Here is a 20,432-nt window from a genome sequence, read left to right on the forward strand (position 1 = left end):
GGGTGATAGCCCTGCCCTGCAAAAATCCCGTGCGGATCGAGGCCGTTCAGCGTGTCCGTGAAACCGGATCCCTGTGAACGCCATAGGTTCAGAGGCCGACACCCGCATGGGCACACAAAAAAGCGCGGTATGCCCCGCGCTTTTTTTGTGCGTACCGTCCACTTATTTGTAGGCGGCCACCATGATCTGTGTGGTTTCTTCGAGCGACAGCGTATAGGGATCAAGCTCGAACAGCCCGCCCATCGTATGCCGCGCATTGGCCGCGCATTTGGCCATGTCTTCCTTTGTGATGCCGTAGTCGGACATCTTCAGGCCGTCAACGCCGCAGGCCTTCTGCAAGTCCACAAGCGCCTTGACGAACGCCATCGGGCGCTCGGCCTCCGGCAGATGCCCCGTAACCACGCCCATGGCCTTGGCCATAGCCGTGAACCGTTCGGGGGCTTTATCGGCAAAGAACGAATAGTACGCCTCGGAAAGCATAATCAGCCCCGCGCCGTGCGGCAGCTTCGGGTAGAAGGCACTCAGGGCGTGTTCCATACCGTGTTCAGATGTGCAGCAGGAGGTCGATTCGACCATGCCGGAAAGCGTGCTTGCCAGTGCAACCTGCGTGCGGGCTTCCAGATCTGATCCGTCCTTCACGGCGGCGGGCAGGTATTTGGCGAGGAGTTCAATGCTCTTCAGCGCATAGGCGTCGCTGAGCGGCGTGGAGACGTTCGCGATGTACCCTTCCGTAGCGTGGAACAGCGCATCGAAGCCCTGATAGGCGGTCAGGTGCGCCGGGATGGTCAACATCATTTCCGGGTCCACCACGGAGAGCACGGGGAAGGTTTCCGCGCAGCCAAAACCGATCTTCTCGTTGGTGTCTTCTTTGGTGATGACGGTCCACGGATCGGCTTCCGTACCCGTGCCAGCCGTGGTCGCAACCGCTACGATGGGCAGGGCACCGTTCACCAGCGGCTGCCCCTTGCCGGAACCGCCGGAGACGTAATCCCAATAGTCGCCGGGATTCTTGGCCATGACCGCGATGCTTTTCGCGGAGTCAATGGAGCTGCCACCGCCAAGACCGATCACAAAGTCACAACCCTGCTCACGGGCCAACGCCGCGCCTTCATGGACGTGGCGCAACACCGGGTTGGGCAGGATCTTGTCGAACAGCGCATGTCCGATGCCCTGCTTGCCCAGCATGTCGATGAGCCGATCCAGATAGCCGTTTACACGCATGGACTTCCCGGCGGTGATGACGATAAGGGCTTTCTTGCCCGGCAGGGGCGTCGTGGCGAGATCGTTGAAGCTGCCGGGTCCGAACAGGATCTTGGTGGGAATGGAATAGGTGAATTTCATATGATTCTCCCTGATAATTGGACGGTGCGAAAGCGCACGGTGAACCGACTATAGAGTGCTTCACGAAAGCACGAAGTCAAGGGGCCGGAGCCTCTTTTTGCAGGACGGAATCGGTTGGGGCAAGGCGGCGTATCGGCCTCCCGGCAATGCCTGGGAGGGCCGGATACCGCCGCGCCCGCCGTCATTCGACCCATGCTTCCCGCAATATGCTGATTTCATATGCATAGCCGGGAAGCTCATTGGGCGTTTCCAGATAAAATGGCAAATGCCTCAAGGCGGGATGGTTGATGATCCGCACAATCGCCTCCAGCCCGATGGTTCCTTCGCCGATGCGGGCATGGCGATCCTTGCGGCTGGCGAAGGGCATCAGGCTGTCGTTCAGGTGGATGGCGTACAGCTTGTCCAGCCCGACATGCCGATCAAACTGCTCCAGCACCCCATCAAGATCGTTCACAATGTCATATCCCGCCGAATACACGTGGCAGGTGTCGAGACACACGCCCATCTTGCCGTCCAGCGATACCGAGCGGAGGATATGCCCCAGCTCCTCGAAACGGCTCCCGACCTCCGTCCCCTTGCCGGACATGGTTTCCAACAGGACGCGGGTAGTCTGCTCCGGGCGCAGGATTGCATCCAGCAGTTCGACGATGAGCGCCATACCCGCCTCGATCCCCTGCCCCACATGGCTGCCGGGATGGAAATTATACAGCATATTCGGCAGATACGTATCCAGCGTCATCACGTCCTCACGCATGGCCTCCCGCGCGAATGCCCGCAGCCCCTCATCAAGCGCACATGCATTCAGTGTATAGGGCGCGTGCCCCAGAACAGGCGCGAATGCGTGCCCCTCCATCAGGCCGCGCAGGGCCTCCGCGTCCTTGGGGTTCGCTTTCTTGGCCTTGCTCCCCCTTGGGTTGCGCGTAAAAAACTGGAACGTATCCGCCTTGATGGAGAGTGCTTCCTCCCCCATGTGGCGATACCCTTTGGAACTGGACAAGTGACACCCGATATGCAGCATGGCGAACCTTCCCGAATGGCTATCCCGTATCAGAAACACAAAGCGCCCCGGCGGTCAATCCCACCGGGGCGCTTCGCGATAATGGCCCTGAGTCTCTAAGGCTTAGGCAAGGGCCTGAAGCAGCAACAGAGCAACAATGTTGATGATCTTGATCATCGGGTTAACAGCCGGGCCAGCGGTGTCCTTGTAGGGGTCGCCCACGGTGTCGCCGGTAACGGCGGCCTTGTGCGCGTCGGAACCCTTACCGCCGTGATGACCGTCTTCAATGAACTTCTTGGCATTGTCCCACGCGCCGCCGCCGGAGGTCATGGAGATGGCGACGAACAGGCCGGTCACAATGGTGCCCATCAGCATGGCGCCGAGGGTCGCAAACGCGGCGCTCTGGCCACCGAAGGCGTCGATGATGAAGTACACGACGATCGGGGCGAAGACCGGGAGTACGGAGGGCATGATCATTTCACGGATGGCGGCCTTGGTCAGCATATCCACGGCGGCGCCATAGTTCGGCTTCGCGGTGCCTTCCATGATGCCGGGGATTTCGCGGAACTGGCGACGCACTTCAACCACGACGGCGGAACCGGCGCGGCCCACGGCCATCATGCCCATGGCGCCGAACAGATACGGCAACAGGCCACCAAGGAACAAACCGACAAGGACATAGGGATCCTGCAGGGAGAAGGCCACGTTCAGGTTGGGGAAGAAACGGCCGAGGTCTTCGGTGTAGCAGGCGAACAGCACCAGAGCGGCGAGCGCGGCGGAACCGATGGCATAGCCCTTGGTCACAGCCTTGGTGGTGTTGCCCACGGCGTCGAGGGCGTCGGTGACTTCACGGACTTCGCTGGGCAGGTTGGACATCTCAGCGATGCCGCCAGCGTTGTCAGTCACAGGGCCGTAGGCGTCAAGGGCGACGATCATGCCAGCGAGGGCGAGCATGGTGGTCGCGGCGATGGCGACACCGAACAGGCCGGCGTTGCTGTAGGAGAACAGGATGCCGATGGAAATCACGATGACCGGCAGAGCGGTGGATTCCATGGACACGGCGAGGCCCTGAATGACGTTGGTGCCGTGGCCGGTGGTGGAAGCCTGCGCGATGCTGCGGACGGGACGGAACGAGGTGGCGGTGTAGTATTCGGTGATCCACACCAGCGCGGCGGTGATCACGAGGCCGGTCAGGGAGCACATCAGCAGGTTGCCCACGCCGAAGACCTTGCCCTGAATCTGCATTTCAGGAGCGCCCCAGAACAGCAGGAAGGTCACAACGATGATGAGACCGGCGGAAGCCAGAGCGGCGACGGTCAGACCACGGTACAGGGCCTTCATGATGTTGTTGTCAGAGCCGAGGCGGACGTACTTGGTGCCGAACACGGAGCCGAGGATGCACACACCGCCGATGAGCAGGGGATACATCATCATTAGGTGCTGGAGTTCGCCGGTGAAGTAGATGGCGGCAAGCAGCATGGTAGCGACCACAGTCACGGCGTAGGTTTCAAAAAGGTCGGCGGCCATACCGGCGCAGTCGCCCACGTTGTCGCCCACGTTGTCGGCGATAACGGCGGGGTTGCGCGGGTCGTCTTCGGGAATGCCGGCTTCGACTTTGCCCACGAGGTCGGCGCCCACGTCAGCGCCCTTCGTGAAGATGCCGCCGCCAAGACGGGCGAAGATGGAGATCAAGGAAGCGCCGAAGCTGAGGGCCACAAGGGCTTCAAGCATGGTCTTCTGTTCCACGCCGAACATGGTCAACAGGCCGTAATAAAGAACCACACCAAGCAGGCCAAGGCCCACGACCAGCAGGCCCGTCACAGCACCGGCCTGAAAAGCCACGTTGAGGGCGGGGGTCATACCCTGACGGGCGGCTTCAGTGGTACGGATGTTGGCACGCACGGAAACATTCATGCCGATGTAGCCAGCGGCGCCGGACAGCACCGCGCCAAGCACGAAACCCAGCGCCACAAGGCCGGACAGGGCCCACGCCAGAAGCACGGCCACAATCACGCCCACGATGGCGATGGTTTTGTACTGACGGTTCAGGTACGCCTGAGCGCCTTCCTGAATAGCGCCAGCAATCTTCTGCATTTCTTCCGTGCCGGTACCGGCGGAGAAGACGCGCTTGGAGGTATCATACGCATAGTAGAGGGCGAACAGCCCGCAAGCCAATACCACGATGAATGAGAACATCTCAGAACCCCGCATATCGCTTTTTAAAAGTGAACATAAGGACGCTCCCCCTCCGCATCGCGCCTTCCGGCGGACGCGACATGCCGGAAAACACGCAACCGAGCTCCCGACCGGAACCGGGAAGCCCGTACGAGGTACAGCATCTCAAAAACACTGACCGTATCAATGGAATCGGAAAATGTTACTCAAAAATAAAGGCACTGGCAAGCAAAAATCAGGCCGGGTACCGGGGAACCCCCTTCCGCCGGAGCTTTCCAGCCTTCCCCCTTGCATGTCCCTTTAAGCCACCCTTCCCCATCCGAAACGATGCGGCCATTTCCAGAAAAAACGGCTCCCGGCAATTATGATCTCCCTCTTGCCGGGACAAACAGCCGCCTCTCCTCGCATAAAAAGGGGCGGGCCGTCAACACCGGCCCGCCCCTTTCCATCAATACAGATGTGAAAAACCTATTTCTCAAGCGCCCTTTCCGATACCAGAATCCGCCGCCCCGCCCCGCTGTCGGGCTGCGTGTCCGTCAGCACCAGACGGTACCCGAAGGAAATGGAAAGCGGCTGATGCCGGTTCGTCCCCAAATCGAGGCTGACCTCAAGCGGAAGCCCGGCTTCACGGTTCAGCGGTCGGGGAACCAGCACAGTATCCTTCGAGGCCAGAACCCTGCCGTATTCGTCCGAAACGTAGACGCTCAACAGAATCTCGCCGTACCACGAAGCCCAATCAGGGAGCTTGTCGACGACCGGATAGGCCTCGGCGACGATCCCAAGCTCATTGCCCACCGGTATCACCTGATACTGGAAGGCAAGGTAACGCATCTGGATGTTCTGGGACGCCTCATTTTTCCACGGATTGCTCGGGAGATGCCGCACGGACAGCCCCGAACACCCGGCAAGCAGCAGGACGCCAAGCAAAGCGAACACGCGAAGATTCATGAAGTTCCCCATCTTGCAGGACATGTTCCGACCGTTCCTATCGGGCAGGGGGACCCGCTTTCCCCAAGCCTTCCACCTCTTTTACCCAATAGAACGGAGAAAGGTCAATGACAGACCCGGCTCATTTTTCTATCCATGCCTCAAGGCGGGCGGCGAGCTCGTCCGGCGGGTAGCTCGGGCGGTCGTACATGCCCGCCTGCACCCGCTGGCGCGAGGCTTCCGACAGGATGACGGCCGCGGCGACGGAGACGTTGAAGCTCTGGATCATGCCGTACATCGGGATGTACACCTCGCCGTCCACCAGCGAGTTCAATTCGGCGGGAACGCCGCTGTGCTCGTTGCCCATGATGACCGCCGTGGGCTTCGTGAAGTCGTAGGCCCCGAGGGGCTTCGATTCCGGCGTGCAGCTCGTGGCGAGGATCTGATGCCCGCCCGCCTTGAGAGCCGCGTACAGTTCCTCGGCGCTGCGGTGCCGGACGCTTTCCACCCACTTGCGGGCGGACGCGGAACTTTTCTTGCCGAGCTCCGGGAACGCCGTATCCGTATAATAGAGGTGCAGCGCCGCAACCCCAAACGCGTCGGCGCTCCTGTAGATGGCCGAAACATTATGCGGATCGTGAATATTCGCCAACACCAGCGTCAGATCCTTCTGACGCCAGCGCAGTACCCGTTCCAGCTTGGCCCGGCGGCGCTCGGTGATTTCTCTGGCCACAAGATTCTCCTTACTCTTCAGGCTGAACGCCTACAATTCATCCCCGCCGCCGTTCATCGACAAGGCGGCGCGCTGCGCTTCCAGTTCCGCAAGCTCGGCTTCCAGTTCGCCGAGCTTCTCCAGCGCCTGTTCGCTTGATTCCTTCAACTGGCTGAACTTCTTCAGCAGTTCCGTCGTCTTGTTCCCGTCGGCGTATACCTCGGGGTCGGCCAGCGCGGCCTCGACGTCCGACTGCTCGGTCAGCAACGCCTCAAGCTGCGTTTCCAGCTTGGCATACGCCTCCTGCTTGGGGCGCATCTTCTTATAGAGGGCATTGCGCTGCTCGGCCTGCTCGCGCTTGAGGCGCTTCAGCTCTTCCCGGTCCAGCGCCTTGCCGGGGACGGGGCCCTCGGCCTTCCGCCCGGCGTCCCTCTCCCTTTCCTTCCCGGCCTTGGACGCCGCCAGCGCCGCGCGCCGCGCAACATCGTATTCGGCGAACCCTTCCTTATAGACGGTGATCCCGTCCTCGGCCATCGACCACGCCTCGTCAGCCACTTCCGAAAGCAGATACCGGTCGTGGGCCACCATCAGCAGTGTCCCGTCAAAGGCGTTCAGCGCCTCGACCAGCGCCTCGCGGCTTTCGAGATCCAGGTGGTTGGTGGGTTCGTCGAGCACAAGGAAGTTGGCGCGCGCGAGGAACAGCGACGCCAGCACGAGGCGGCTGCGCTCGCCGCCGGACAGGCTGCTCACCTGCCGGTCGAAATAGTTCTGCCCGAGCAGGAACAGCCCGAGGACGCTCATGAGCTCCTCTTCCGTCATCCGGGGATCGGAAAGCCGCCGGATTTCGCCGAGCACCGTACCCGAGCTGTTCAGGAGCTCCGTCTGGTGCTGGCTGTAGTAGCCCATCTTGACCAGCGAGCCCATGACCTGCGTCCCGCCCTTGCGCTCCAGACGGCCCGCGAGGATTTTGAGCAGCGTCGACTTGCCGCAGCCGTTGTGCCCCACGAGGGCGATGCGCTGGCCCCGGTATATCGTGAACGTCAGCGGAGGCCAGAGGCTCACGCCGTCCGGGAAGGCGAACGCGAGATCGGCCACGGACAGGATGGTCTTGTCGGCCTTGGGCGACTCGGGCCACTTGAAGCTGAGTTCCTTGCGCTTGGCTTCCGGGCGGAAGCCTTCCAGCTCCTTCTCAAGCTTCTTCGCCATCTTCTGGCGCGATCCGGCCTGGCGGGCCTTGGTCGCCTTGGCTCCGAAACGGCGCACGAAATCCATCTTGCGCTCGATTTCGGCGTTCAGGCGCTGGGCCTCGCGCTCCCTCTGCTCCTCAAGCTCTTCCTGCAATTCCACGAACTGGCTGAACGTCGCCTTGCGGAAAACAGGTTTCGAGCCGCCGAGGTACAGCACGTGCGTCCCGATCCGGTCCATGAACACGCGGTCGTGGGCCACGAAGACCAGCGCGCCCTTGTAATCCATGAGAAAATCTTCCAGCCATTCCACCGCCTCGATGTCGAGGTGGTTGGTCGGTTCGTCGAGCAGCAGGACGTCGGCCCCGGCGACCAGCACCCGGGCCAGCTTTGCACGCTCGCGCCAGCCGCCGGACAGCTGCTTGATCGGCAGGTGCCACTTGCTCTCGTCGAATCCCAGACCGGACAGCACGGCCTGCGCCTTGTGCTCGGGATTGTAGCCGTACAGGGCCTCAAGCTCGGCCTGCCGCGCACCGAGGCGCGCGATCGCGGCCTCGTCCTTGGAGGCCGCCGCCGCTTCCCATGCGGACCAGAAGTCATGCCAGTCCGGCAGGACGTCCACCACCCATTCGAGCAGCGGCGTGTCCAGCACGGCCTCGTCCAGATCCTGCTGCACGTACCCCACCCGGCAGCCGCGCGGCATGATGATGCGCCCGGAATCCGGGGCATCGGCGTCCGCCAGCATACGGATAAGCGTCGACTTGCCGCAGCCGTTGGGCCCGCACACGCAAAGGCGAACACCGGAGTCGATGTCCAGAGAGAAGTCGGAGAAGATGTCCCGACCGCCGAAGGCCTTGGAAAGATTTTGGATTGTTATTTTCATAATGCGATGGGAATGCTATTCATCAATCTGTTCGGAGGCCGTCTCCATGTCGTCCAGCCCCAGACGCTCACGGCGCGCGGCTTCCTGCTTGCGTTCACGGGTGCCGAGCGACGCGGTGCGGCATTCGTCCCACTTCGCCGAGCGTTCCTGATGGCGGGCGAAAATGAGAAAACCGGTATGGGCGACCATGCGGTCTTCGGGGCGCAGACGATCCGCGATGGGCTTCCAGCGGCGCACGAGGATTTCGCAGACTTCGACGTCGTCGAAGGGCCCCTGCTCCAGACCAAGGAGGAGCTTGCCGACCTGATCCACGGTGGGCAGGAGGAACGCCAGCGCAGCGCCGGGCGTCACGGCGGCGGGGATGTGCTTCAAGTAGTCCCACGGAGTCCGCACATCAAGGAACAGGGCGTCCGCGCCGGTCACGTCGCCGAAGCCTTCCGCGATGTCCTGACAGTGCATGGTCACGTTCTGCCCCACACCGGCCCACTCCAGGTTCCGCCGGGCGAGCTTGTGGAATTCCTCCCTGGCCTCGAACGTATGCACCTTTCCGGTCGGGCCGGAGAACCACGACAGGGCCACGGTCAGGCTGCCCGATCCGGTGCCCGCTTCGATGACCGTGCGGTTCGGGCCCACGCCGAGACGCATACAGATATACCCGATATCCTTGGGATAGAGGATCTGCGTCTGGCGTTTGACGCCCTTGACGATATCATTCAGCGTGGGCTTCTGGATGCGGTACGGCACACCGAGCGTCGTACAGACTTCGGAACCGAACTGCGCTTCGACCACATCGGCCATGCGCAGGATGCCGTCCTGCGTGTGCATGTCCTGATTTTCATCAACGCGGCGCAAGCTCCGCTTCCCCTTGGGGGTAACAATAATAACGAGATCTCCGTATGCGGGCATGAATTTTCCTTGGTTTCATTCGCTAAAAGTAAAGGCCATACTCCAAACGCGCCGAAGCGTACAGAGGGGATAGCCCACAGTCAACCTGAAAGCAATGGCGGACGCCCCTTTCCGCCTGTGAATTCTTCGCCGGGATGCCCCGCCCGCTCCGGCTCATGCCGCCCGCCCTTCCCAAGCCTTGCAAAATGCGCAAGATCAGGCTTGACCTCTGGGAAGCCTTGCTGTACAGACTGTCGTTGTCATGTTTGCGCCAGTAGCTCAGTTGGATAGAGCAGCAGCCTTCTAAGCTGCGGGCCGTGGGTTCGATTCCTCCCTGGCGCACCAATAGATTTCAAGAGGATACATACCATAGTGTATGTATCCTCTTTGTCGTTTCCGGCCTTGGTTGCCCACTGGTTGCCCGTTTTGCGGCCAGTCTTATCCATATGATGGCGTCCCGAGGCCCTTCTTCGGCACAGAATGACCCTGCCGTCATTCTGGTTTGCCATCTCGAATGTGCGCCCGCACGTTCCCTTGCTCAGGGCAAGGCTCATGCAGCCTCCACGCCCCACGGCCTAGGGAACTTGCGGGCGCTTCCTTTTTCTGAAGGCTGCGCGGCAGCCGTCTCCGCTACGCTCCCCCTTTCCCCCATACACCCGAAAACGGACCAAAGTTCCCAAGCGGCCCTCGGCCTTTTGGGTCCTTCCCCGCTTTTGCCCGGCGCAAGGGTGCGTGCATCCCGGAGTTTGGCCGCGATCTATGGAATTCTTTCATGGAAAAATGCACACCTTGCCATTGGAGCCATCGCATGACGCAGGATCTGTCCCCCAAAGAGATCCAACTGTTGGTTGAGGAGCGCGCCCTAGCCATCGCCAAGGCTGCGGAATTGCCCGCCGTGAAGGCCGAAGAAAAACTCGACCCGTGGTTCGTGATTGACCGGCTCCGGCGCAACCGTGTCGGCGATGCCGATCTCTTCGTGACCCTTTTCCGGGGCCGGTATGCCTATATCCCCGAATGGGACAAGTGGCTGTACTGGTCTGGGCATCACTGGGACATTGACCTCCTTTCCCGCCGGGCCTTGGCTGACGTCGAGCAGGTGTGCGCGGCCTATCAGAACGCCATCGTCGAAACGGGGCAGGACGACAAGTCGCCTCTCTCCAAAACGATGCGCTCCCGGATCGACAAGCTCCGCACGGCTGCCGGTCGAAAAGAGGTGCTTGAGTGCGCGACGTCCATCTACAATCCGCCGGTTGTTGCGGCCAACGATCTTGATCAGCAGCACTACCATCTGGCGACTCCCTCCGGCGTCGTGGACCTGCGTACCGGCGAATGCAGTCCCGGAAAACCCGAGCAGTACATGCTCAACGCCATCCCGACGGAGTGGACTGGCCTTGATACGCCCTGTCCCAATTTCCAACACTATCTGCTCTCGTGCATGAATGATGATCAGGAGATGGCCGACTTCATCGTGCGTCTGCTGGGTTACGGGCTGCTCGGCGACAAGTTCCTGAACATCTGGGCCATCATGTACGGCCCTTTGTCGCGAAACGGCAAGGATACGTTGATGAACACCATCAAGGGCATCCTCGGCGATCAGATACATGCCCGTATGGGGGTATCCCTTCTCATCGAACAGAAGTTTCCTCGAGACCCCAGCCGCCCCGAGCCGGAGCTGCTGGCCCTGCGCGGAGCACGAATCGCCTACGCTTCGGAAGCAAATGCCCGCCAGTCACTTGACCAAGCCAAGATCAAGGACCTCACCGGCGGCGGGTTCATTACGGCCCGCGGCATCAACGACAAGTACATGACCTCGTGGAAACAGTCGGCGCTGATGATCCTGCTCACGAACTATGTGCCGAAAATGGACACGGATGACGACGGCTTCAACGCCCGTACCCTGTTCATCGAATGGCCGGTCAAATTCGTCCCCAACCCGACCCGTGAATGGGAGCGGCAAATTGACCGTCATATGGGGAAAAAGCTGGAGGCCGAACGTTCTGGCATCCTTGCGCTCATGGTGCGCGGCTGCATGGACGTGCTCGCCAACGGACTACGCATCCCGGAGAAGGTGTTGCGCTTTACGGAGGCCCAGATGGCGGCTCAGGACGACATCGGGCGATTCCTGAAGGAGTGCTGTCTCATCGAAGAACCGCCGACCGGCTCTCGCGACTACGAAACCAGAACCCCAGCTGCCGATCTGCTCAAGGCCTGCAACTGGTGGTGCAAGAAAATTCTGGGCAACTCCTACCCGTACACGCCCAAAAAGTTCACTCCAGCCTTGGAAAAGAAGGGGATATTCACCAAAAAGAGCAGTGTCATGTACTACTTGGGTGTCGTGGTCAAGCCTGAAATTCTGGAAGAGTACAACGACGATCTGCTGGAAGAGCAGGAGAAGAATAGCCGGAGGAAGTCATGATTGCTCGGCCTATCCTCCCATCCTCCCACGAAATTCCGGCGTTCATATTTTGTAACCATGCGGTAAGGAATACTCTTTTTTCAAAATGGGAGCGTGGGAGGATACACACCTTAATCTCCCCGTGCGCACATGCGCGATCATGTGCGTATTTGTGTGCTGTGTGTATATCCTCCCATACTCCCATAAAGAGAAAGAAAGATAAGAAAGATAGGATATTGAAGGCAATCATTGGTTGGGAGTTTCATGGGAGCGTGGGAGGGTTGAACCGATGAGCGACATCATACTCGATATCCTGCGCCGCTATGTGGACGGGACCAAGATCAAGAAGGCCAGCGCACGCTCCGGCGGTGAGTATCATTCCCCCTGCCCGAAGTGCGGCGGAACGGATCGCTTCTGCGTCTTCCCCGAACAGCCCGGCGGGGCGCTCGCCATGCAGCACGGGATCACCGGGACATGGGCCTGCCCCCGGCACTGTCAAGAAGGCGGCGATGCCATCGATCTGCTGACGTGGGCTGGAGGGCTGACATTTCGGGAGGCGTGCGAGGAGTTGCGGATTGACCTCCCCGAACGCACGCAGGAAGAGCGCCGCAGATACCGCCCCCTGCGCCCCCTGACCGCCCACGGCACGGATACGTGGACGCCGACGTCCTACGCCCCGCCTCCGGAGGCATGGCTCACACAGGCCACCAAGCTGGCCACAGAGGCCCATGCCCGCCTTCTGGAGACGCCATCCATCCTGAGCTATCTCGCCAAGCGTGGCCTGCCGTTCGAGGCCGTCCAGCGCTACGGGCTGGGCTACATCGGGGGAGAGGACAACACCGGGAAATACCTCTACCGCCAGCGCGCCGCGTTCGGCCTGCCGCCCAAGGAACGCGACGGCAAGCCTGTCCGGGCGCTGCGCATCCCCCGTGGCATCACCATCCCCTGCTGGGGCGACGACGGCCACACGCAAGCCCTGCGCGTCCGTATCCGCAAGCGCAATGCCGACCTTGCCGAGGGTGAAGACAAGTACATCCTCATCGCCCAGCCCGCGCCGCCCTACTCGGCCCCGCTACGGCTCGCCCCCATCGGCGTCGCTCCAGAGCTAGCGACGTGGGCCGTGGTCGAATCCGAGCTTGACGCCATGCTCATCCACCACGCCTGCGGGGGAAAAATCGGCGCGCTCGCCATCCTCACGGCCTCCGGCAAGCCCGACGCCGTGGCCCACGCGACCCTCTCCACAGCGGCCAGAATCCTCATGGTCATGGATTGGGACGCAAAGCCCGACGGCGACATCCCTACGGCCTCGAACTGGCGCTGGTGGCGCGACCGTTACCCCCAAGCCAAGCTGTGGCCCGTCCCCGCCGGAAAGGACCCGGGGGAAGCCTTTGCCAAGGGCGTGGACATCCGGGAATGGCTCCGCGGCGGCTGTCCGGCATCCTGCCCGCTGACGGCTCCAGAGTCAGGGCCCCAACCGCAAGCGCAGCCGGAACCGGAGCCAATGGGAGCTTTGCCCGATGGAACTGTTGCCGCTGAGGGAGAGGATAGTCTTATTCTTCCGGACTACCTTGAAAGAAGGGACATCCCCGCTGACGTGCTCACGCTCGCCCGGATCTGGCGCGGCAAGCCCATCCGGTTCGTCCGCGACGGCAACGGCGGCTGGGAATGGCGCTATGACCACAGGTGGGCGGCGGCACATCCGGATGACATGCAGGCGTTCATGAGCTTCCAAAGCGAGTCCGCCGCTATATGGGATTGGCTGTCAGGGCATAGGGATTATGAGATAACTTCACGGAACTTTTTGTCTATCTGGGGCTAATATGGCATCACTCACTATCGAACAATGGCCAATCGGACGGCTTATCCCCTACGAAAACAACCCTCGGAAAAACGACGACGCCGTGCCGCGCATGGTGACCGTTATCCGCGAATTCGGCTTCCGCGTTCCCGTGCTGGCCAAAAGTACCGGCGACCTCGTTGATGGGCACCTCCGGCTCAAGGCGGCGATGGCTCTGGGGCTGGACACCGTGCCGGTCATCACCGTGGACGACATGTCTCTGGAACAGGTGCGGGCCTTCCGCATCATGATCAACCGCTCGGCAACGTGGGCTGACTGGGACAACGAAGCACTCTTGCGCGAACTGCAAGCCCTGCAGCTCGCCTCATACGATCTCAGTCTGACCGGCTTTGACCAGCGCGAGCTGGACGAAATGCTCATGCAACTCGACGGGGGCACGGATAAAGACCCTGACGATATCCCCGAGCCTCCGGATGAACCGCAGGTACGCGACGGCGAAGTGTGGCTATTGGGTCGTCATCGGCTCATGTGCGGCGACTCGACCAGCCGTGCGGACATGCGCCGCTTGATGGGAGAGGAGCTCGCCGACATGATCTGGACGGACCCGCCCTACAACGTCGACTACAGCGGCAAGGCTGGCAAAATCAAGAACGACAAGATGTCCGCCGTCGACTTCGACCAGTTCCTGCTGGCCGTTCACCGTGTCATGTTCGAAACGGTGCGCCCGGGCGGCGGGGTTTACGTCGCGCACTCCGAAGCCGGAGACGGCATGGCCTTCCGCCGGGCGTTCATCCAGTCCGGCTTCAAGCTGGCCGCCTGCCTTATCTGGCGCAAGCAAAGCGCTGTGCTGGGCCGTGGCGACTACCATTTCCAGCATGAGCCGATCCTCTACGGCTGGCGTCCCGGGGCCGCGCATCGCTGGTACGGCAACCGCAAGCAGAAGACGATCTACGAATCCTGCCTCGACGCGCTGACGCCGATGGCCGACGGCAGCTGGCAGCTCATGATTGACGGAAAGCTCTACCGGCTGCGTGGGGAAGCCTTATCCATCGAAGAACTGGCCAGCTCAATCATCTCCGTCCCCAAGCCCGCCAAGTCCGATCTGCACCCCACGACAAAGCCGGTGGCGCTCATCGAGCGCATGGTGGCCAACTCGTCTCCGGCCAAAGGGCTGGTGCTGGACCCGTTCGGCGGCTCCGGCTCGACGCTGATGGCCTGTGAGCTGTTGGGCCGCAGCTGCCGCACGATGGAACTGGACCCGCGCTTCGCCGAAGTTATCATCCGCCGCTGGCAGGACTACACCGGCGGACAAGCCCTGCGCGAAGCTGACGGCGCAACACTGGGGGCGGCATGATATCCAAAACGGCATACGAACAAAAACGGAAATTTTCCGCCCAAATTCGTGTGCGTTTCAACACGACGACAACGCGCATCGAGTTGGCCGACGCCACCCCATTCGGCGGCCCCACCGGAACGTACCGCATGCGCGTCGACCGGCGCTGGTGCGATGCCGCCGACGGCGCGCCGTGGTTCATCAACCGGCAAGACCTCGGAACGCTCATCACAAGAATCGCTATGGGCACCTTTGCCGAGCCGTCACCGCGGCCGGAGCTGACGGCACGGCAACGTGTGCGGGCCTTTTCTGGAATAGCCGAGGACGGAACTCGGAAATACGAGCTGACATGGACGCTCACGCCGCCGATCCTCGGCGCGGATGGGCGCTGGCACATCGCTGTAAATTCTTACCGCTCAGGCCCCGTCTTTTTACAGTGTGACGATGTCGAACCAGTAACTATGAGGAACAACAATGAAAAATGAATTGTGGAACGGCCTGCCCGTTGTAAACGGCATCGCCGGAAAAGGCATCCGTTTTGAGCGCATCCGGCGCATCACGGGTTATCTCGTCGGCACCGTGGACCGCTTCAACGACGCCAAGCGCGCCGAAGTGAAGGACCGCGTGAAGCACGTGCAACTGCACAACTAGGCAACATTCCGAAGCCCAAACCCTTCAATCCACCAAGGAGCTAGGCAATGTCCGAAAATCAAACTACAGCCGCTGGTGACCGCGCCGCGCTGATTGAATCCCTGCTGGATCAAAGCAGGGGTACGGACATCCCCGTCCTCCTGCAAGCGAAAGAGGCCGCCAAAAAAGCGGTCAAAGACGACCCAAGCAATGCCAATCTCGCGGCGCTCCAGCGTGCTACCCGAATGCTGGAGGACGCACAAATGGGCGCGACGGAAAAGCGTGAAACGCTGAAAACGGCAACGGACGTACTCGAACACCTGCTCAAAAACGGCAGGAAAATCAAAAAAAGCAAACTGTATCAAGATATACGGAAGGGTATTCTGCGGCGCAACGCGGACCTGTCGTTCAGCGTGGGCAACGTCAACAAGTACGGGACCACGCTGCCGATGGCCGAGACGCCGGAAATGGTGGCTCAGGAAGCCGAGGAACGGGTCCGCCGCAAGGACAACGCGGACATCCGCATCAAGGAAGCCGAGGCCCGGCGCAAGGAACTGGCCGCCGACGTCGCCGAGGGCAAGTACATCCCCCGGGACATGGTCGAGCAGGAACTAGCCGCCCGGGCGGTCACGCTGAACTCGGGGCTCAAGTCCGCCGTCGAAGCGCAGGCGCTGGACCTCATCGAGACGGTGGACGGCAACCCCAAACAGGCGCACCGCTTCCTTGCCAAGATGGAGGCCGTCATCGATGGCCTGAGCAACAAATACGCCCAGCCGATGGAGATAGAGGTCAACCTTGACGATCCGTCCCTCAACCCCGAACAGGAAGAAAGCTGACGTCAGCGTCCGGCTGGCGGAGGCCCCTTCATGGCTTCCCAAAGGACTCGCCCGCGCTCTTGCGGGCGGGTCCCCTTACCGCTTTGCCTTCTCCAAGGCCGAACGGATAGTCATGCGCCGCCAGAAATGGCTGCCGCCCAGCCAGTGGGCGGAGCGCTACCGCATGGTGCGCATGTCGTCCCTGCCCGGCCTCTGGCAGAACGTCTTCACCCCCTACCTTGTCGGCGTCATGGACGCGGCCCGCTTCCCGGGCGTGGAGGTGGTCATCCTGTGCAAGACGCCGCAGACGGGCGGCTCGGAGGCCGCGCTCAACGTGCTCGCCCAGATGATCGACCTCTCGCCCGGCCCGGCTATGGTCGTCTTCCCGGACGAAATCACGGCCAAGGAAAACGCCAAGGACCGCATCCTGCCCATGCTGCAGGACTCCCGGCACCTCCGCGGCTATCTCTCCGGAGCCGTCGACGACGCCTCAAGCATCCGCATCAACTTGAAACACATGCCCATCTATCTGGGCTGGTCCGGCTCCGTCTCCCGGCTCGGCAACAAGCCCATCCGCATCCTCGTGCTGGACGAGCTGGATAAGTACCAGAACCCGCGCAAGGAGGCGACGTCGGAAAGCCTTGCCGAAAAGCGCACCATCTCTTGGAAGGAGCGCAAGTTCATCTTCAAGCTCTCGACGCCGACCACGGAAGACGGCCCCGTCTGGACGGCCTATACCGAGGAAGCCCACGCCCGCTTCGAGTACCACGTCATCTGCCCCTGTTGCGGGGCCGCGCAGCTCATGAGGTTCGACCAGATCCGCTGGCCGGAAGGCGAACGGGACCCCGAGAAGGTACTCGCCGGGCGGCTGGCCGTGTACCAGTGCGAGCACTGCGACGGCCAGTGGTCGGACGCCGACCGCGACCGGGCCGTGCGCAAAGGCTTCTGGGTGGAGAAAGCGTCCGGGCTGGAGCTGTTCGCCCACCTGCACCAGCACAGGCCGGTCAAGATCGGCTTCCACCTGCCCGCGTGGAACAGCTATTTCGTGTCCCTCTCCGAAGTGGCGCACGCCTTCCTCAAGTGGAAAAAGACGAACAGGCTCGAAGACCTCAAGAACTTCATGAACCAGTACAAGGCCGAACCGTGGAAGGAAGTCCGCGCCGAGCGGCAGGAAGACGGCCTCCTCGCCCTGTGCGACATGCGCCCCCGCGGTGTCGTGCCCGCCCCCCTCAACGGCGTGCCCCGCGTGGCCGCGCTGGTGGCGGGCGTGGACACGCAGGCCAAGTATTTCCGGTACGTCATCCGGGCCTTCGCCCCCGGCGACACCGAGGAAAGCTGGCTCATCCAGTGCGGCACCGCGCCGACATTCGAGTCCCTCTCCCAGACCCTCTGGCGCAACGTCTACCGTGACGCCGAGGGCAACGAATACCGCGTCAGCGCCTGCGTCATCGACGCGATGGGCGCGCCGGGACGCACAAAACAGGTCTACGCGTGGTGCGCGCAGCAGGGAGGCCGGGCCATGCCGTTCAAGGGCGAACAGAAGATGGCCACGCCAGTAAGCTACTCGCCCATCGAATTCTTCCCCGACGCGAAGGGCTCCAAGATCAAAATCCCCGGCGGCGTGCTGCTCCGGCGCGTGGACACCACGTTCTTCAAGGGCGACCTCGCGGAAAAGCTCTCCGTCACACCCGGCGACCCCGGCACCTTCTGGCTGCACGCGAACACAGTTCAACAGGGCATCGGCGAAATGGGGGGCATCCTCGCCGACTACGCCAAGGAAATGTGCGCCGAGGTGTTCAACCCCGAGAAGCTGATCTGGGAGAACCCCCACCAGCGCCCCAACCATTTCTGGGACTGTGAAGTGATGGCGCTCGTCTGCGCGTGGGAACTCGGCATCCGCAACTGGGAAACCCCGGAGCCGGAACCCGCGCACACGGAGCCCGCGCCGATGGCGGCCCCAGCCGTCCCCATGCCCATGCAGCGCCCCGTCCCCCGGAGCATCGCGGACAGGCTGGCCAGATTGAGGAGGTGAACGATGGAAGACCACGAAGAAGACGGCTTTACTTTGGACTGGCGCGAAGCCTGCGCCCTGCTCGGATGCAGCCAGTCCCATTTCTACAACCTCGTGAATGCCGGGGGCATCCCCGCCGTGCGCAACGGCAGACGGAAAGGCTTCCGGGTCCGGCGCGAGGACTGCCTGCGCTACCTGACCGGCTGGCGTGAGCCGGAAGGGTTTGGCGATACGCTTTCGGGGCAGCATCCCGAGAGTTAAATGTATACAAAATACACATCAAAGCCTTGACGTATCCGGCCTAGATGTGTATTCCATACACATCGGAACGAAGGAGGCACCGGATGACGAGCAAAGAGGTCATCAAGCGGCTGAAAGAGGATGGTTGGATTGAGGTTATCCCCCGGACGCCCGGAAGCCACAGGCACTTCCGGCACCCCACAAAGCCCGGAAAGACGACGGTTCCCGACCCGAAAAAGGAAATCCCGCTCCCCACCCTCAAGAGTATCGAAAAGCAAAGCGGCCTGAAACTTCGTTAATCCACGGCTGGGGGCAAAGGCCCCCGCCAACCCCATATATTCGAGGTGTGTATGGCTCACCACTACATCGCACAGTTTTTGCCGCAGGAAGACGGCACGTTCTGCGTATTCTTCCCGGATTTGGAAGGCTGCAACACCTTCGGCGACACGCTGCAGGAAGCCTTTGAAGCGGCACAGGACGCGGCCACCGGCTGGCTCGAGGTCGAGGCGGATCGCGGCACGCCCCTTCCGGTCCCTTCCGGTCTAGCTGCGGCCAAGGCCAAGGCCGAAGCGCACTGCCGCGAGCTTGAAATCGACGTCCCGGAAGGCACCTTGTACCAGCTCGTCCCCGTTGACCCCCAGCCGGAAAAACCCGTGCGCGTGAATATGACCTTCGCGCCCCGCGTGCTCCGGCTCATCGACAGGGCGGCGGAAGAAGAAGGAATGACCCGCTCCGGGTTCCTCGCGGCGGCAGCCAAGGCGTACATCCGTAATCAGGCCAACGCCTAACGTCAGGATAACAAAAATGCCATATGGCACGAAGATATTGCCATATGGCAAGACGCTTGCTATCTTAGCAAACAAGAAGGGCGGCAAGTGCGTCAACACTCACCGCCCCGGCAGACTCGGAAAGTTTGTCGAAGCCTTCTTTCCGGTTAGGTCTTAACCAGATTCAGCCCCGGCAGTGTACCAGCACTGCCGGGGCCGCTTTTTCAGTTCTTCGTGGTGAAGAACCAATCAATCAGACGCTTGAGGGCGTAGATTGCAACGGCTTCGAGCACGTGCCAGAGTCTCCTCATGAGCACACCTCCTTTTCCGGGCCTGCCTGAATCGAGCCGGAAAGAAGGCTATCCTTACGGACAGAACCGTTGTGGCAAAAAGGGGAAACGAAGGCAAGGCGTCGCAAGTCGCACCAGACATCGCTCCCTCCGAGATAAAAAGGGCGGCACATGCTCGGTGAGCAAATGCTTTCGCCTGTAGGCTTCCCTCGAGTTTTTTTATTTTGCTTTTCCAAAGGGTTTTCCATGACATTGACCATTCTATAAAAAAGAGGTTACTGCCATAGGAAAATACATTATTGAGGGGGAAAAATGAAAGCATATCTCAAAGGCGTGCTGGCCTTGGCCGCATGTTCCATCATGGCTTTCGCGTCAACGGCTCAAGCTAAAGAGTGGTACGAGGGGGGCACGCTCCACAAGGCCAGCGTAGCGCAATGGCATCAGGCAGACGAACACAACCGCATCGCTACTGCGGGCGACTGGGTACACGCGACCACATCCAGAAAGTACATCGACCTCATTTTCGACGAAGACCCGGAAATCATGCACATGGCCGCAAAAATGGTAGCTCAGTGCGTTACCACCTCAACGGAAGATATGAAATCCAGCAAAGACAACGCCTCGACCTATGCAGTGCTGTGCATGGGCATGTTGAAAGGGCAACATGAGGGGCTCGCGTGGTTCCTTAGCAAAACGAAATAGAGGCACCGCAGACACTCACCGCCCCGGCAGACTCGGAGAGTTTGCCGAAGCCTTCTTTCCGGTTAGGCCTTAACCAGATTCAGCCCCGGCAGTGTTCCTAGTACTGCCGGGGCCGCTTTTTTTAGTTTTCAAATTTACGAGCCAGCTAATTACGTGAAACTTGAATGACTCCAGGATCAGTTTATATTTGAAATATCATGACTAATTATTCTTCTAGCAAGCAAAAAATGGTTTCGTGAAAATCAGCTGGTACCCGCACAGCCATTTAAATTACAAATAAATATAAATAATTATATTAATTAATACCACAAAACCAGCTCAGGGTGATATCCAGAAAAGTAATATTG

18 protein-coding genes and 1 tRNA gene are annotated in these 20,432 nt (G+C 60.9%); 12 read left to right on the forward strand and 7 right to left on the reverse strand.

Annotated features, from left to right (window positions below):
• Window positions 1–162: 162 nt before the first annotated feature.
• The 7 genes from ACZM8Y_RS10415 to ACZM8Y_RS10445 form a co-directional block, all read right to left on the reverse strand.
• Window positions 163–1,341 carry an iron-containing alcohol dehydrogenase gene (locus ACZM8Y_RS10415; protein WP_479858306.1) on the reverse strand — a complete coding sequence of 393 codons (1,179 nt, stop codon included), beginning with the start codon at window positions 1,339–1,341 and terminating at the stop codon, window positions 163–165.
• A 181-nt stretch (window positions 1,342–1,522) separates the two neighbouring features.
• The gene (locus ACZM8Y_RS10420) at window positions 1,523–2,359 is read right to left on the reverse strand and encodes a deoxyribonuclease IV (protein ID WP_479858305.1); all 837 of its coding nucleotides are present in this window, start codon (window positions 2,357–2,359) and stop codon (window positions 1,523–1,525) included.
• A gap of 102 nt (window positions 2,360–2,461) precedes the next feature.
• Window positions 2,462–4,549: a sodium-translocating pyrophosphatase gene (locus tag ACZM8Y_RS10425; RefSeq protein ID WP_302551993.1), complete on the reverse strand. Its 2,088-nt coding sequence runs from the start codon at window positions 4,547–4,549 to the stop codon at window positions 2,462–2,464.
• Between the two features lie 432 nt (window positions 4,550–4,981).
• Window positions 4,982–5,461 (reverse strand): hypothetical protein, encoded by a 480-nt coding sequence (locus ACZM8Y_RS10430; protein ID WP_302551994.1) that lies wholly within the window; start codon window positions 5,459–5,461, stop codon window positions 4,982–4,984.
• A gap of 121 nt (window positions 5,462–5,582) precedes the next feature.
• The gene (locus ACZM8Y_RS10435) at window positions 5,583–6,173 is read right to left on the reverse strand and encodes a TrmH family RNA methyltransferase (RefSeq protein WP_005027481.1); all 591 of its coding nucleotides are present in this window, start codon (window positions 6,171–6,173) and stop codon (window positions 5,583–5,585) included.
• Window positions 6,174–6,203: 30 nt separating this feature from the next.
• Window positions 6,204–8,219 (reverse strand): ABC-F family ATP-binding cassette domain-containing protein, encoded by a 2,016-nt coding sequence (locus ACZM8Y_RS10440; protein ID WP_479858303.1) that lies wholly within the window; start codon window positions 8,217–8,219, stop codon window positions 6,204–6,206.
• Window positions 8,220–8,234: 15 nt separating this feature from the next.
• The gene (locus tag ACZM8Y_RS10445) at window positions 8,235–9,125 is read right to left on the reverse strand and encodes a tRNA (adenine-N1)-methyltransferase (RefSeq protein WP_479858302.1); all 891 of its coding nucleotides are present in this window, start codon (window positions 9,123–9,125) and stop codon (window positions 8,235–8,237) included.
• Between the two features lie 247 nt (window positions 9,126–9,372).
• Between ACZM8Y_RS10445 and ACZM8Y_RS10450 the strand changes: the two genes are divergently transcribed.
• The 12 genes from ACZM8Y_RS10450 to ACZM8Y_RS10505 all read left to right on the forward strand — a co-directional run bounded on the left by ACZM8Y_RS10450 (window position 9,373) and on the right by ACZM8Y_RS10505 (window position 20,085).
• Window positions 9,373–9,449 (forward strand) — tRNA-Arg (locus tag ACZM8Y_RS10450).
• Window positions 9,450–9,912: 463 nt separating this feature from the next.
• Complete coding sequence (locus ACZM8Y_RS10455) at window positions 9,913–11,520, forward strand: DNA primase family protein (RefSeq protein WP_482334278.1); 1,608 nt, start codon at window positions 9,913–9,915, stop codon at window positions 11,518–11,520.
• 268 nt (window positions 11,521–11,788) lie between these two features.
• Window positions 11,789–13,318, forward strand: coding sequence for a primase-helicase zinc-binding domain-containing protein (locus tag ACZM8Y_RS10460; RefSeq protein WP_482334275.1), 1,530 nt, complete (start codon window positions 11,789–11,791; stop codon window positions 13,316–13,318).
• 1 nt (window position 13,319) lies between these two features.
• Window positions 13,320–14,651: a DNA modification methylase gene (locus ACZM8Y_RS10465; protein ID WP_302979407.1), complete on the forward strand. Its 1,332-nt coding sequence runs from the start codon at window positions 13,320–13,322 to the stop codon at window positions 14,649–14,651.
• Window positions 14,648–15,115 (forward strand): hypothetical protein, encoded by a 468-nt coding sequence (locus ACZM8Y_RS10470; RefSeq protein ID WP_482334273.1) that lies wholly within the window; start codon window positions 14,648–14,650, stop codon window positions 15,113–15,115. Before ACZM8Y_RS10465 ends, ACZM8Y_RS10470 begins: the two co-directional genes overlap by 4 nt.
• Window positions 15,105–15,281, forward strand: a complete 177-nt coding sequence (gene nrdD / locus ACZM8Y_RS10475; protein ID WP_278657544.1) for an anaerobic ribonucleoside-triphosphate reductase — start codon at window positions 15,105–15,107, stop codon at window positions 15,279–15,281. Before ACZM8Y_RS10470 ends, nrdD begins: the two co-directional genes overlap by 11 nt.
• 47 nt (window positions 15,282–15,328) lie before the next feature.
• Window positions 15,329–16,096, forward strand: coding sequence for a hypothetical protein (locus ACZM8Y_RS10480; RefSeq protein WP_302552002.1), 768 nt, complete (start codon window positions 15,329–15,331; stop codon window positions 16,094–16,096).
• Window positions 16,056–18,107 carry a terminase gpA endonuclease subunit gene (locus ACZM8Y_RS10485; protein WP_487479909.1) on the forward strand — a complete coding sequence of 684 codons (2,052 nt, stop codon included), beginning with the start codon at window positions 16,056–16,058 and terminating at the stop codon, window positions 18,105–18,107. The genes ACZM8Y_RS10480 and ACZM8Y_RS10485 overlap by 41 nt, the downstream gene beginning before the upstream one ends.
• A gap of 3 nt (window positions 18,108–18,110) precedes the next feature.
• Entirely contained in the window at window positions 18,111–18,347 is a 237-nt protein-coding gene (locus ACZM8Y_RS10490) for a helix-turn-helix domain-containing protein (RefSeq protein WP_302552004.1), read from the forward strand.
• An 83-nt stretch (window positions 18,348–18,430) separates the two neighbouring features.
• Window positions 18,431–18,625: a type II toxin-antitoxin system HicA family toxin gene (locus ACZM8Y_RS10495; protein ID WP_009367908.1), complete on the forward strand. Its 195-nt coding sequence runs from the start codon at window positions 18,431–18,433 to the stop codon at window positions 18,623–18,625.
• A 51-nt stretch (window positions 18,626–18,676) separates the two neighbouring features.
• Window positions 18,677–19,114 (forward strand): type II toxin-antitoxin system HicB family antitoxin, encoded by a 438-nt coding sequence (locus ACZM8Y_RS10500; RefSeq protein WP_302552005.1) that lies wholly within the window; start codon window positions 18,677–18,679, stop codon window positions 19,112–19,114.
• 581 nt (window positions 19,115–19,695) lie between these two features.
• Entirely contained in the window at window positions 19,696–20,085 is a 390-nt protein-coding gene (locus ACZM8Y_RS10505) for a hypothetical protein (RefSeq protein ID WP_279201925.1), read from the forward strand.
• Window positions 20,086–20,432 lie beyond the last annotated feature (347 nt).

The sequence above is a fragment of the Bilophila sp. genome, assembly GCF_057864385.1.